At 71.5% G+C, this 13329-nt stretch carries 11 protein-coding genes; 7 read left to right on the forward strand and 4 right to left on the reverse strand.

Annotated elements, in window-relative coordinates; genetic code table 11:
* The first annotated feature begins 104 nt into the window (after positions 1-104).
* Positions 105-599, forward strand: a complete 495-nt coding sequence (locus tag DP939_RS13665) for a beta-class carbonic anhydrase (RefSeq protein ID WP_113981027.1) — start codon at positions 105-107, stop codon at positions 597-599.
* Positions 600-641: 42 nt separating this feature from the next.
* Here DP939_RS13665 and DP939_RS13670 read toward each other — a convergent pair whose 3' ends face one another.
* Positions 642-2714 carry a DNA gyrase/topoisomerase IV subunit B gene (locus DP939_RS13670; protein ID WP_199565140.1) on the reverse strand — a complete coding sequence of 691 codons (2073 nt, stop codon included), beginning with the start codon at positions 2712-2714 and terminating at the stop codon, positions 642-644.
* A 243-nt stretch (positions 2715-2957) separates the two neighbouring features.
* On the opposite strand from DP939_RS13670, the gene DP939_RS47810 reads away from it, so the two are divergent.
* Entirely contained in the window at positions 2958-3188 is a 231-nt protein-coding gene (locus DP939_RS47810) for a DUF7455 domain-containing protein (protein WP_113981029.1), read from the forward strand.
* Positions 3189-3850: 662 nt separating this feature from the next.
* Here DP939_RS47810 and DP939_RS13680 read toward each other — a convergent pair.
* The 3 genes from DP939_RS13680 to DP939_RS13690 form a co-directional block, all read right to left on the reverse strand.
* The gene (locus tag DP939_RS13680; RefSeq protein ID WP_113981173.1) at positions 3851-5599 is read right to left on the reverse strand and encodes an RNA polymerase sigma factor; all 1749 of its coding nucleotides are present in this window, start codon (positions 5597-5599) and stop codon (positions 3851-3853) included.
* A gap of 237 nt (positions 5600-5836) precedes the next feature.
* Complete coding sequence (locus DP939_RS13685; RefSeq protein ID WP_113981030.1) at positions 5837-7936, reverse strand: SpoIIE family protein phosphatase; 2100 nt, start codon at positions 7934-7936, stop codon at positions 5837-5839.
* Positions 7937-8240: 304 nt separating this feature from the next.
* On the reverse strand, positions 8241-8822 hold the full coding sequence (locus DP939_RS13690; RefSeq protein WP_113981031.1) for an HhH-GPD-type base excision DNA repair protein: 582 nt from the start codon (positions 8820-8822) through the stop codon (positions 8241-8243).
* 148 nt (positions 8823-8970) lie between these two features.
* On the opposite strand from DP939_RS13690, the gene DP939_RS13695 reads away from it, so the two are divergent.
* From DP939_RS13695 to DP939_RS13715, 5 genes are all read left to right on the forward strand, one after another.
* Positions 8971-9186 (forward strand): hypothetical protein, encoded by a 216-nt coding sequence (locus DP939_RS13695; RefSeq protein WP_113981174.1) that lies wholly within the window; start codon positions 8971-8973, stop codon positions 9184-9186.
* A gap of 275 nt (positions 9187-9461) precedes the next feature.
* A complete protein-coding gene (locus tag DP939_RS13700) occupies positions 9462-10979 on the forward strand; it encodes a hypothetical protein (RefSeq protein WP_225878246.1) in 1518 nt (505 codons plus the stop codon).
* A 47-nt stretch (positions 10980-11026) separates the two neighbouring features.
* The gene (locus tag DP939_RS13705; protein WP_113981033.1) at positions 11027-11782 is read left to right on the forward strand and encodes a LamB/YcsF family protein; all 756 of its coding nucleotides are present in this window, start codon (positions 11027-11029) and stop codon (positions 11780-11782) included.
* Entirely contained in the window at positions 11779-12420 is a 642-nt protein-coding gene (locus DP939_RS13710) for a 5-oxoprolinase subunit B family protein (protein WP_225878231.1), read from the forward strand. The genes DP939_RS13705 and DP939_RS13710 overlap by 4 nt, the downstream gene beginning before the upstream one ends.
* Positions 12417-13280 carry a 5-oxoprolinase subunit C family protein gene (locus tag DP939_RS13715; RefSeq protein WP_113981034.1) on the forward strand — a complete coding sequence of 288 codons (864 nt, stop codon included), beginning with the start codon at positions 12417-12419 and terminating at the stop codon, positions 13278-13280. Before DP939_RS13710 ends, DP939_RS13715 begins: the two co-directional genes overlap by 4 nt.
* Positions 13281-13329: the final 49 nt, after the last annotated feature.

The raw sequence follows: 13329 nt of genomic DNA on the forward strand, positions 1-13329 counted from the left end.
GTATCACTCTCCGTGGCGGCCATTTCTGCAATCTTCACTCTGGCATGCCCCGCCCATGGCCACCCGGCGGCACCGCTATCGGGACATGCTGAATCATTGTCACCATGACCGCGTTCGATGATGTGCTTGCCGGTAATCGTAAGTTCACCCGCAAATTCGCTCATTCCGGCCTGACCGGGCGGGCCGCCCGCGGCCTGGCCGTGGTGACCTGCATGGACTCCCGGATCGACCCGCTCGGCCTACTCGGCCTGAAGGCCGGAGACGCCAAGATCCTGCGCAACGCCGGTGCTCGGGTGACCGACGACGTCCAGCGGACCCTCGTGCTCGCGGTCTACCTGCTCGGCGTACGCCGGGTGCTGGTCATGCCGCACACCGACTGCGGCATGACGAAGGTCAGCGACGACGACGTGCACCGGATGGCCGCCGAGCACGGCGTGGACACCCGCAGCCTGGAGTTTCACACCGTCCCCGACCAGAGCGAGGCCCTGCGGCACGACCTGGTGCGGGTGCGCACCAGCCCGTTCCTGCCGCCCGACCTGCCGGTCGGCGGCGCGATCTACGACGTGCACACCGGCAGGCTGATGCCCGTCGAGCTCTGACCGTGCCGATCCCGCCCGCCGTGCCGCGGCGCGGTGGGCGGGTCAGGCGTCGATGTGGTCGCGGTCGACCTCGGCCGCGTTGCCCACGATGAACTCCCGGCGGGGCGCCACGTCGCTGCCCATCAGCAGGTTGAAGATCTCCTCCGCGGCCTGGACGTCCTCGATGCGGACCCGGCGCAGGGTGCGGTGGCGCGGCTCCATGGTGGTCTCGGCGAGCTGGTCGGCGTCCATCTCGCCGAGGCCCTTGTACCGCTGCACCGGGTCCTTCCAGCGCTTGCCGCGCCGCTCCAGGTCGCGCAGCACCTTGTGCAGCTCCGCGTCGGAGTAGCAGTAGATGTACTTCTCCTGGTTGCGCCCGGGGTTGCTGATCTCGATGCGGTGCAGCGGCGGCACCGCGGCGAACACCCGGCCCTCCTCGACCATGGGCCGCATGTAGCGGTGGAAGAGGGTCAGCAGCAGGCAGCGGATGTGCGCGCCGTCCACGTCGGCGTCGGCCATCAGGATGACCTTGCCGTACCGCGCCGCCGAGATGTCGAAGGAGCGGCCCGACCCCGCGCCGATGACCTGGATGATCGCCGCGCACTCGGCGTTCTTCAGCATGTCGGCGACGGACGCCTTCTGGACGTTGAGGATCTTGCCCCGGATCGGCAGCAGCGCCTGGAACTCCGAGTCGCGGGCGGCGCGGGCCGTGCCGAGCGCGGAGTCGCCCTCCACGATGAACAGCTCGGTGCGGTCGATGTCGTCGCTGCGGCAGTCGACCAGCTTGGCGGGCAGCGCCGAGTTTTCCAGGGCGCTCTTGCGGCGCTGGTTGTCACGGTGCTCGCGGGCCGCGATGCGCGCCTTGGCGGCGGCCACGACCTTCTCCAGAACGGCCCGCAGTTGCTGCTTCTGGCCGCGCTTGGGGGTGGCGAAGATCTCCTTCAGCTCCCGCGAGACGACATGGGAGACGATCCGCGTGGCGGCCGAGGTGCCGAGCACCTCCTTGGTCTGCCCCTCGAACTGCGGCTCGGGCACCCGGACGGTCACCACGGCGGTGAGCCCCTCCAGGATGTCCTCCTTCAGGACGGGGTCGTCGCCGTTCTTCAGCAGGCGGGTCTCGCGCAACTGCTCGTTCATCGTGCGGTGCAGGGCGCGCTCGAAGCCGGTCAGGTGGGTGCCGCCCTTGGGGGTGGCGATCACGTTGACGAACGAGCGCACGGTGGTGTCGTAGCCCTTGCCCCAGCGCAGCGCCACATCGACGGTCAGCTCCCGCTCGACCTGGGTCGGGGTCATGTGGCCCTGGTCGTCGAGCACCGGCACGGTCTCGTGGAAGTGGCCCGCGCCCTGCAGCCGCAGCACGTCGCACACGGCCTCGTCGCGCGCCAGGAACTCGGTGAACTCGGAGATGCCGCCGTCGAAGCGGAACTCCTCCTCGACCGGCTCCTCGCCGCGGTCATCGCGCAGCGCGAGGGTGAGCCCGGGGACCAGGAACGCGGTCTGGCGCAGCCGCACATGAATCTCGTCCAGCGACAGCTCGGCGTCGGGCAGGAAGATCTGCTTGTCGGCCCACCAGCGCACCCGGGTGCCGGTGCCCTTGTCGCCGAGCCGCCTGTCGTCGCGCAGCCCGGACTTCTTCTTGAACTTGGCCGTGGGGCCCTCGCCGTCGAAGACGCCGGGCACGCCGCGCCGGAAGCTGATCTCGTAGATCCGCCCGTCGCGGTCGACCTCGACGTCGAGACGCGAGGACAGCGCGTTGACCACGGACGCGCCGACGCCGTGCAGGCCGCCGGAGGCGCCGTAGGAGCCGCCGCCGAACTTCCCGCCCGCGTGCAGCTTGGTGTAGACGAGCTCGACGCCAGCCAGGCCGCTCTTGGGCTCGATGTCCACCGGGATGCCGCGGCCGTTGTCGCGGACCTCGATCGAACCGTCGCGGTGGAGCTCGACCTCGATGCGGGTGCAGAAGCCGGCGAGGGCTTCATCGACCGAGTTGTCGACGATCTCCCAGAGGCAGTGCATGAGGCCACGGGTGTCGGTGGACCCGATGTACATCCCCGGCCGCTTACGGACCGCCTCAAGCCCTTCCAGCACGGACAGATGACGGGCCGTGTAGGTCGTCTCCAGACGTACGGCGGTCACACCGACTCCCACTCTGCATCGAACATGTGTGCGTAGCTTACCGTTCTTCCCGATCGTGCGCGTACAAGCTTGCCATTAGGAGAGGATTGGCGTTACCTGGAGAGTGATCCCCGTCACTTTCTGACACATTCCGCTCTGGGCGTAGCGGAGGGGTGATTGGGAACGTCCAGGTCCGGTTAGATGTTGTCCCAAGTGACTGACGCCAGATCCCCGTCCCGGCGGGGATGACCCGAAAGGCGATACGTGACTGGAGCTCTCGCCCCCACCAAGCCGCTGACGGCCCTCGATCGCTGTGACCGATGCGGCGCCCAGGCCTACATTCGCGCGACCCTGCCCGTGGGTGGGGAGCTGCTGTTCTGCGCCCACCATGGGCGCCAGCACGTAGCGGCATTGCGCGATAAGGGCGCCGACATCCAGGACGAGTCCGCGCGGCTGAGCGAAACCCCTTCGATCGCACGCGACGACGAAAGATAAAGGTCAACGGACCCGGTGGCGACACCGGGCCGGCATCGTCCATCCGGCGCGCTCGCCCAGCGCCCGGGACACGGTGCCGGGTTCCGTGAATACGACATATGCCCGTTCGGCGCCCTGTTGCCCGCACAGCGAGGACAGGGCGCTCTGCACACCGTGGTGAACACCCCGCGCACGGCCGCCGTGTCCTGCGCACCACACGGGACACCACCTGGGGATCTCCGGCCTCCACCGGGCCGATCCCCGATTCAGCCATGCATTCGGCCATGCCACAAGGCATGTTCTGCGGCTCGCGGCCGCCATGCCTCCGCGCCCGCCGTGCCCGTGCGCCGGATAACAGCGCCTCCGCACCAGCGCGACACCGGCAGGAGCAGGGCAGCGCCACGTGGGCAGCCGTGAGCGTGGCGAGGCGCTGCGCGTCGGCCATGCTCAGATCGTCCCTTCTGCGGTGGTCCGGCCTGGGCCCACCGGCTGACTACCCGCACCGGGAACGCCCTGGCGACCACGGAGTGCCCCCGCGGTGAACCGGCGATGAGATCACTGGGAGTCTACGACGGTTGTCCGCGTCCCGTGTACGGGTGGTCTCTCTGAGGGCGATCCGCCCCCTGAAAGCGACCGGTCACCAGACGCCTGCCGACGCCTGGTGACCGCGGTGCGACGCGGCCTCAGTCGAGGTAGTCGCGAAGAACCTGGGAGCGGGACGGGTGGCGGAGCTTCGACATCGTCTTGCTCTCGATCTGGCGGATCCGCTCGCGGGTCACGCCGTACACCTTGCCGATCTCGTCCAGCGTCTTCGGCTGCCCGTCGGTCAGCCCGAACCGCATCGAGACCACCCCGGCCTCCCGCTCCGACAGCGTGTCCAGCACCGAGTGGAGCTGCTCCTGGAGCAGGGTGAAGCTGACCGCGTCGGCCGGGACGATGGCCTCGGAGTCCTCGATCAGGTCACCGAACTCGCTGTCGCCCTCCTCGCCCAGCGGCGTGTGCAGGGAGATCGGCTCGCGGCCGTACTTCTGTACCTCGATGACCTTTTCGGGGGTCATGTCCAGCTCGCGGGCCAGCTCCTCCGGGGTCGGCTCGCGGCCGAGGTCCTGGAGCATCTGGCGCTGCACCCGGGCCAGCTTGTTGATGACCTCGACCATGTGCACCGGGATGCGGATGGTGCGGGCCTGGTCGGCCATCGCGCGCGTGATCGCCTGGCGGATCCACCAGGTGGCGTACGTGGAGAACTTGTAGCCCTTGGTGTAGTCGAACTTCTCCACCGCACGGATCAGGCCCAGGTTGCCCTCCTGGATGAGGTCCAGGAAGAGCATCCCGCGCCCGGTGTACCGCTTGGCGAGCGACACCACCAGCCGCAGGTTGGCCTCCAGCAGGTGGTTCTTCGCACGGCGGCCGTCTTCGGCGATCCATTCGAGTTCGGCGCGGACGTCGACGGGGAGGTTGTCGCCGTCGGTGCCGAGCTGTTCTTCGGCGAACAGGCCGGCCTCGATCCGCTTGGCCAGCTCGACCTCCTGCTCGGCGTTGAGCAGCGGGACCTTGCCGATCTGCTTCAAGTAGTCCTTCACCGGGTCGGCGGTGGCGCCCGCGGCGGCGACCTGGGCCACCGGCGCGTCATCGTCGTCGTCGGAGAGGATCAGGACCTCGTCCTCGTTCTGCGTGACGACGACCGCCTTGGTCTCTCCGGGGGCGTCCGCGACCGGCTCCGGCTCGGCTTCGGAGTCGGTGTCGGTGTCGTCGTCGGCCGTGTCGACCTCGTCGGTGGTGTCCACCTCGTCGCCTTCGACGTCGTCGAGCTCGAAGTCCTCAAGGTCGACATCGACGTCGAGATCCAGGTCGACGTCACCGTCGTCATCGACGTCGGCGGGCTTGGCGTCGGCCGGCGCGGCGGCCTTGGCCGGAGCGCCCGGCTCGGGCCGCGCCTTCTTGGCCGCGGGGGCCGCGGGAGCGGCGGGCTTGGGCGCGGGCTTCGCCGGGACGGCCTTCTTGGCCGGGGCCCGCTTGGCGGCCTCGGCGCGCGCGGTCTTGTCCGCGGGCGCCTCCGGCTTGGGCTTCCTGGCGATGACCGGCTCGGGCTCGCTGACGACCGCCGTCACGGTCTCGGGCTGCGGCTCTTTGGCGGCGGCCGAAGCGGGCTTGGACTTCTTGACGGGGGCGGCCGTACGGCGTTTGCCGGAACCGCGGGATCGCTTGGGCGCGGCGGCCGAGTCGGCGGCGGTCACCACCACGGTCACGCCTTCCTTGCTCAGGCTCCGCAGGAACCCGGCGGCGTGCGACATGGGGATGTCTGCCTCCTCGAAGGCCTTGCGGACATCCTCGGACTCAAGGAAACCCTGCGAGCGCCCACGCTCGAGCAGTCGCTGAATGACGGGCTCGTTCAGCTCCGATGGCTTTGAGCGAGTCGAACTTGCAGGCGACACGAACACCTCTCGAACGAACGCGTGGCGACAATGGACCCAAGTTGCCCGCTAGGGGCAGATGCCTTCTTGTTGTGCTGGCCGTACGGACCGCGACGGACCTGCCCAGCATTGTGACACGACCCCGCACTCCATACGGCCGCCTCCCGGCGGTTGCCCTCCACCCTAGGCCGACCGGGAGAGTAGTGCGTACGGAAGCAGCGCACTGATATCCGAAAGCAACCGTTATGACTGTTTCATTCAGTCACTCTTCGTGGCATCGGGCACGTGAATCGCCAGGACAGTAACGTCATCATCCTGCTCGTACCCCGCCAGCATACGATCTACCAGGAAGTCAAGCAGCAAATGCGGGCTTCCGACCACTTCCGGCGGGGCCTCCTGCACAACCGAACAAGGCTCCGCGAGTCCGGCATCGAGACCGCGCTTGCGGTTCTCCACCAGACCGTCGGAGTACAGCACCGCCGTGTGCCCCGGCGGCACACAGAACCTGAACTGCTTGCGGCTGGCCGCCCAGCCGAGCGGAGTGCCGGGCTCGGCGTCGCAAAGCACCGGCACACCCTGCGGCGAGACGAGAACGGGCGGCGGGTGACCGGCCAGCGCCAGGGTGCCCTCCCCGGTGCCGGGCTCGACGACCATGTAGGCCAGGGTGGTGACCTGCTCTTCGTCCTCCGTCGCCTCGAAGACCCGGTCCAGGCCGGTCAGCACGGCCGCGGGCGGCGGGTTGGTCAGCGCCAGGGCGCGCATCGCGTTGCGGATCCGGCCCATCCCGGCCGCGGCCGTGACGCCCTTGCCCATCACGTCGCCCACCACCGCCGCGACCCGGCTGTCCTGCAGGACGAACGCGTCGTACCAGTCGCCGCCGACCTGCACATGGCGGCTGCCCGAGCGGAAACGCTGGGCCAGCATCAGCCCGGGGACCACCGGCAGGCGGTCGGGCAGCAGGCTGCGCTGCAGCGTCTCGGCGGTGCGGTGCTCGCGCTCGAACAGGGTGGCCCGCTCCACCGCCAGGGCGCACTGCCCGGCCAGCGCCTCCAGGAAGACGCCGTCCTCCTGGGAGATCTTCTGCTGGCGGGTGAAGGAGAAGCGCAGCGCGCCGAGCGCCCGTCCGGCGGCCAGCAGCGGCAGGCCCACCCAGGCGCGCTCCTCGTCGTGGCCGGTGAACCTGGAGATGGTCTCCTCGTCGGCGCCCGCGTCCCTGAGCTGGGTGGCCAGGCTCTCCGGCGACTCGGCGAAGACCGGCCTTCGGCTGTTGACCGCCATCGTCATGACGCTGGTCTGGCTGAGCGGGATCTCATCGCCCGGGAAGCCCGGCACGTCGGGCACGCCGCTGCCGTTGATCAGCTTCAGCACCGGGCGCTCGGAATCGAGCAGCGCGACCGCCGACTTGTCCGCCGCCACCGCCGTACGGCCGACGTCGATGATGACCTGGACGACCTGCTCCACCGTCAGCGCCTCGGCCAGTATGGCCGTCGCGCCCTGGAGCCGCGCGGTGCGCAGCGCGGCGGCGCCGAGCTGGTCGGTCAGCCTGCCGCGCATCTCCTCGGCCTCGCGCTGCGGCGTGACGTCGGTGTTCGCGCCGACCCACTCCACCACGCGGCCGTGCCGGATGATCGGCACCGCCCTGACCTCGAAGTGCCGGTAGCCGCTGGCCCTCGTGCGGACCCGGTAGTTCCATTCGAACATGGTCCGGCCGCGCAGCGCCTCCCGCCACGCCTCCTCGGTGTGCTGGCGGTCGTCGGGGTGCACGACGTCGAGCCAGCCGTGGGCGAGGTACTCCTCCAGCCCCTGGCCGGTGATGGCCCGCCAGCGCGGCGCGTCCTCGACCACCGCGCCGGACGGGGAGGTGATCCACACGAGCTGCGACTGGGCCTCCACGAGCGAGCGGTAGCGCTCCTCGCTGCGCCGCAGGTCTTCCTCGACCTGCCGGCTCTCGGTGATGTCGGCGCCGATCAGGGCGACCGTGCGCAGCCGGCCCTCCTCATCGCACAGCGGCGAGAACGACAGCGACCAGTGCCGGGTCTCGCCGTCGGGGGTGCGCACGCGCACCCGCTGGTCACCGTCGTGGATGCCGCGGTTCTCCTCCACGACCGTGCGGAAGGCGCCCTCGATGAGCGCGGTCAGGTCGGCGGCCAGGGCCTCCCTGGGCAGCTTGCCCACCAGGCCGTCGATGGCGACTCCGACGACGTCGGCGAAGACGTCGTTGGCCCGCTGGAAGCGCCCTTTGGTGTCGAAGAAGGCCAGCGCGAAGGGAGTCTGGCCCATCAAGCCGTTCAGCAGTGCGGAATCCGTGACATCCACATCCGACTCCCGGGGACGGGGCACGGAGGTCTCGGCACTCATGGTCGGCACCTCCGTAGCGTGCCAGGGTCTCCCACGAGGCACATCTCCAAACTCGAGAATCGGTCTTGCGCAGCTCCGGGGGGACCGGATACTGCAGTACATCATCTGCGATGCACATGCGCGTACGGAAGCCCCGGCCGCTATGCGGTCAACGCATCCTGCCAAATCCGCCGCGCGCCGCGCAGCAGGATCAAGCTACTCGGCCCGCCCGGCGCTCCGCTTTCCCGCCCTGCCACCAGGCCATGTACGGGTCGGTCCGCAGTTCAGCCACGGTTCAGCCGTCTTCACTGCGCTTCAGTGCGATTCAGCCCGGCTCGGCCGCCCGTTTGGCCGCCTGCTTCGCGGCCTGTTTGGCCGCGCGGACCCTGGCCAGGGAGTCGTCGTCCACCACGTCGGCGACCGAGCGGTGCGAGCCCTCCTCGCCGTACGGCCCGGCGGCCTCCCGCCAGCCCTCGGGCGTGATGCCGAACTGCTTGCCCAGCAGCGCCAGGAAGATCTGCGCCTTCTGCTTGCCGAACCCCGGCAGGTCGTTCAGCCGGCGCAGCAGCTCCTTGCCGTCGGGCACGTCGCGCCACAGCGCCGCGGCGTCGCCGTCGTAGTGCTCGACCAGATAGGCGGCGAGCTGCTGGACGCGCTTGGCCATCGAGGAGGGGTAGCGGTGCACGGCCGGCTTCTGCGCCAGGAGCGCCGCGAACTCCTCCGGATCGCGGTCGGCGATCTCGTCGGGCGACAGCTCCCCGCCCAGTCGCTTGGCGATCGTGAAGGGCCCGGTGAACGCCCATTCCATCGCTACTTGCTGATCGAGGAGCATCCCCGTGAGCAGGGCGAACGGGTTGCTGCCGAGGAGTTCGTCGGCGTCGGCCCGCTGGGCGATCTGTATGCGCATGAAACCAGCTTCGCATGTCGGCCGGTGAGGGGTTGACACCGGCGAAAGAAGATATGGAATGGGAGCGCCGGTCCTACGACGCGAAGAATGCGACCTTGTGATGCGCGATCTCGCCGCACGACCAACCATCGGCACCGTTGTCGGCACCGTGAGCACCGCCGTCCCGCCGGACCCCGTGATCGAACGCCTGACCGCGGAGTTCGGTGGCGTCCCCCTGGAGTCCGTGGCGCGCCGCGTCGCCGACGTGCGGACGCGCGCCCGCCACCTCGGCATCGCGGCCACCCCCGAGATCGTCGAACGGGTGGCCAGGGAACACCTGCTCGCCCTCGTCAACTCCGCGCCACCGCCGCGCATTCGCCGGTAACATAGGGGATCACCGGGCCGCGCCCACCGCACCGCATCGCCCGGTGACGCGAGAAGGTTGGGCCATGAGCGGCGCCGGGTGCGCGGCCGCCCGCGACGGCCCGCCCAGTACGGCAGCCCAGGGCTCGCCCGGCCGACACAGGAGGGGTGCGTGATCGAGCGAGCCATCGCCCATGACGGCCTCGGGCTCGGGCGGCCGCGCCAGGAGGTTGCGTGATCCGTAAGCACCGTCGAGCTCCCCAGGAGTCCCCGCCCCCAGACGATGTGTTCGCGGAGATGCTGCAGGCCGCACGAGAGCTGCTGGCCGTGCGCAGCCCGCTCGACGCCGAGCTGATGGTCTCCGACATGATCGGCGCGTGGTGGGGCAGGCGCCTGCCCGGCGGCGACGTGGAGCAGGTGCTCGGCGAGGGGCTTGTCGACTACGCGGCCAAGGCGGGCACGCCCGCGGCGCTCACCCTGCTGATCGCGATGGCCTACCTCGGCACCGCCAGGCAGGCGGCCAAGGCCGAGGGCGCGGCGCTGGCGCTGATCGAGTCCGGGGTGGCCCGGCCGGGCTGGGCCGACCGGGTCGGCGCGGTCAAGCCCACCGGCTGCTACGTCTCCCGCGACGCCTACGGCGACCAGGACACCGTGGTGTGCACGTTCGGCTACCGCGGCCTGACCGGCACGGCGGGCGAGGAGCGCCACGCGCTGGTCCTCGTGGTCGACTACAACATGCGCGGGATGGCCCGCGACGCCTGGGTCTCCTCCCACGTGGACACCTTGCTGGACAAGGCGCGGGCCGAGGCCGACGGCAACCCGATGCTGCGCTTCGAGGAGCTGCCCGCCCAGCAGGCCAGGGCGCTGCTGGAGTCGGCGATGAGGGCCACCAGAGACGCCTTCGACCGGCACGGCCCGCCGCCGGTCAGCGACAGCTACGCGACCTACCACGCCTTCGCCCGTTCGCGGATCAAGGCGCTGCCGCCCGGCCGCAAGCGGCCCGCGCCGCTGCACACCGAGGCGCCCTACAACCGCGAGCGGCGGGCGATGCTGGCCGCGGAGTTCCTGGCCTCCGACGCGGCCGAGCACCTGTCCGACCCGTCGGCGGCCTCGCGCTGCGCCGACCACATCATCGACTACGGCTGCGAACAGGACTTCGGCCGTCCGCTGCGGGTCAGCCCCACCAAGTGCGAGACGTTCCTGCTCGACTGGCTGCCCCGCAAGATCATGCTGAGCGCGGCGGAGCAGGAGGCGGTCCCGTACGTGCTGTCGGCGTGGGCGCGCTTCGCGGCCGGCCGCACCGCACTGCCCGAGCCCGGCCTGCGCGCCACGCTCGACGCGATCTGGGAGGCCACCACCCGCTTCGCCGAGACCTACCGCGACCCCGCCTCGCTCGGCCTGGACCGCGAGCTGGTGGAGCGGCTGCTGCCGGACGGCGACCTGTCGGCGCTGGCCCGGCGGGTGTTCGCGTTCCCCTACCTGCAGGGCGCGCACGGCGACATACTGCTCGACCGGCTCAACCCCGCGGTCGAGGCCGACCGGCGGATCCTGCTGGAGATCGACCACCTGCACGACCGCAACCGCCCCGACTACCAGGAGCACCTGGCCTGGCACGAGGAGATCGCCAGGCGGCTGTGGAACGGCGACCCGCCACAGCTCTGGGAGGCGGCGCAGCGGCTGCTCGACCTCGGGCACGACCGGCACGACGTACTGCATGTGCTGATCGAGATCGCCGAGCGGATCGGCGACGACCCCGACGAACTGGCCGCCGCCTTCGACGACATCGCCGACATCCCCGACTCGCCTCCGGTCTGAGTCGGGCCGGGCGGGTCTAGGGTGGGCGTGACGGCAGGAGGTGCGGGATGGAGATCGACCTCAACGCCGACCTCGGCGAGGGGTTCGGCATCTGGCGGCTCGGCGACGACGACGCGCTGCTCGACATCGTCACCAGCGCCAACATCGCCTGCGGGTTCCACGCGGGCGATCCGCTGACGATCCGCCGCACCTGCGCCGCCGCCGTCGATCGCGGTGTGATCATCGGCGCTCAGGTCTCCTACCGCGACCTGGCGGGGTTCGGGCGGCGGGCGATGGACGTCGATCCGGAGGAGCTGTCGGCCGAGGTGCTGTACCAGATCGCCGCGCTCGACGGGATCGCGCGGGCGATGGGCGGCCGGGTGGCCTACGTCAAGCCGCACGGGGCGCTGTACAACCGGGTGGTCCGCGACGCCGCGCAGGCCGACGCGGTGGTCAGCGCGGTCGCCGCCTTCTCCCCCGCGCTGCCGCTGCTCACCCTGCCCGTCTCCGTGCTGCGCGACGTGGCCGCCGAGCGGGGCGTGCCGACCGTGACCGAGGCGTTCGCCGACCGCGCCTACACCGGCGACGGGCGTCTCGTCCCGCGGCGCGAGCCCGGGGCGGTGCTGCACGACGTCGGCGAGGTAGCGGCCCGCGCCGCCCGGATGGCCGCCGGTGGCACGGTCACCGCCGCCGACGGCACCGAGGTGAAGGTCGCCGCCCGGTCGCTGTGCGTGCACGGCGACACCCCGGGGGCGGTCGCCATGGCCCGCGCCGTCCGCGACGCGCTCACCGCGGCCGGCCTGTCCGTGCGGCCCTTCGCGTGACCGGCGGTCAGGCGCCCGCGATCCGGCGGGCGGGCGAGTACGGCCTGCTCGTGGAGACCGGTGAGCTGGCGATCTCGCACCGGCTGGACGCGCTGTTGCGCGCCGAGCGTCCGCCCGGCGTCGTGGAGATCGTGCCCGGTCCGGCGACCGTGCTGGTCGTCGCGCCCGGGGCCGATCTGGCGCGGCTGCGCACCCGCCTGGCCGCGCTGGCCGACGCGGCGGGTGAGGCGCCTCCCGAACGCCCGTCCGGCGCCGACACCGTCGTCATCCCCGTCGTCTACGACGGAGCCGACCTCCCCGGCGTCGCCGAGCTGACCGGCCTTTCCGTCCAGGAGGTCATCGCCAGGCACACCGGCACCGAACTGGTCGCGGGCTGGCTCGGCTTCGCCCCCGGGTTCGCGTACCTGACCGGGCTGGACCCCGAGCTGCACGTACCGCGCCTGGCCACCCCGCGCACCTCGGTGCCCGCCGGCGCGGTCGCCATCGCCGGACCCTACTCGGCCGTCTACCCATCGGCCTCGCCGGGCGGCTGGCGGCTGATCGGGCACACCACCGTGCGCACCTGGGACGTCCACGCCGATCCGCCGTCGATCCTGCGTCCCGGCACGCGGGTGCGGTTCCAGGCGGCGGGCCCGTGATCGAGGTCGTCGTACCCGGGCCCTACGCCACCGTCCAGGACCTGGGCAGGCCCGGCTACGCGCATCTGGGCGTGCCGCGCTCGGGGGCGGCCGACGAGCGCGCCCTGACCCTGGCCAACCGCCTGGTCGGCAACCCGGAAGGGCACGCGGGCGTCGAGCTGACCTTCGGCGGGGCGCGGCTGCGGTTCGCCGGACCGGCCTGGATCGCCGTCACCGGCGCGCCCTGCCCGCTGCGCCTCGCCGGGCGGGCGGCGGCGATGTACGCGCCGATCTGGGCGCCGGCGGGGGCGGAGCTGGCGATCGGGGCTCCCGCGGCGGGGCTGCGCACCTATCTGGCGGTGCGGGGCGGCGTCGAGGTCGAGGCGGTGCTCGGCAGCCGTTCGCACGATTCGCTGTCCGGGCTCGGACCGCCGCCGCTGCGTCCCGGCGACCGGCTGCCGGTGGGCGCGGCCGGCGACCGGCCGATCACGGTCGATGCCGTGCCCGGCCCGGCGTTCCCGGCCGAGCCGGTGCTCGGCGTGCTGCCGGGGCCGCGCGAGGACTGGTTCACCGAGGCGGCGCTGCGCGCCTTCTACGGCACGCCGTACGACGTCACGCCGGACGGTAACCGCGTCGGGGTCCGGCTGAGCGGCGCGGCGCTGCACCGGGCCCGCGAGGGCGAGATCCCCAGCGAGGGCATGGTCACCGGCGCGGTCCAGGTGCCGCCAGACGGGCGGCCCATCGTCTTCCTGGCCGACCATCCCCCCACCGGCGGTTATCCGGTGATCGGCGTGCTGACCTCCCGCGCCGTGGCGGTCGCCGCCCAGCTCCGCCCGGGCGACCAGGTCCGTTTCCGCCCCGGTGGGCCTGGAGCGCAGTGAGTCCGCTTCCCCCGTGCCGGCGTGCCGCCAGGGGGAAGGCGGTACGGCT

It is taken from the genome of Spongiactinospora rosea (assembly GCF_003315795.1).
Taxonomy (GTDB): Bacteria; Actinomycetota; Actinomycetes; order Streptosporangiales; family Streptosporangiaceae; genus Spongiactinospora; species Spongiactinospora rosea.

Excerpts from the sequence above, each read along its gene's own strand:
- DP939_RS13700 (WP_225878246.1), top strand. The coding sequence starts at position 9,462 with ATGCTGCAGGCCGCACGAGAGCTGCTGGCCGTGCGCAGCCCGCTCGAC.
- DP939_RS13685 (WP_113981030.1), bottom strand. The coding sequence starts at position 7,936 with ATGAGTGCCGAGACCTCCGTGCCCCGTCCCCGGGAGTCGGATGTGGAT.
- DP939_RS13665 (WP_113981027.1), top strand. The coding sequence starts at position 105 with ATGACCGCGTTCGATGATGTGCTTGCCGGTAATCGTAAGTTCACCCGC.
- DP939_RS13705 (WP_113981033.1), top strand. The coding sequence starts at position 11,027 with ATGGAGATCGACCTCAACGCCGACCTCGGCGAGGGGTTCGGCATCTGG.
- DP939_RS13690 (WP_113981031.1), bottom strand. The coding sequence starts at position 8,822 with ATGCGCATACAGATCGCCCAGCGGGCCGACGCCGACGAACTCCTCGGC.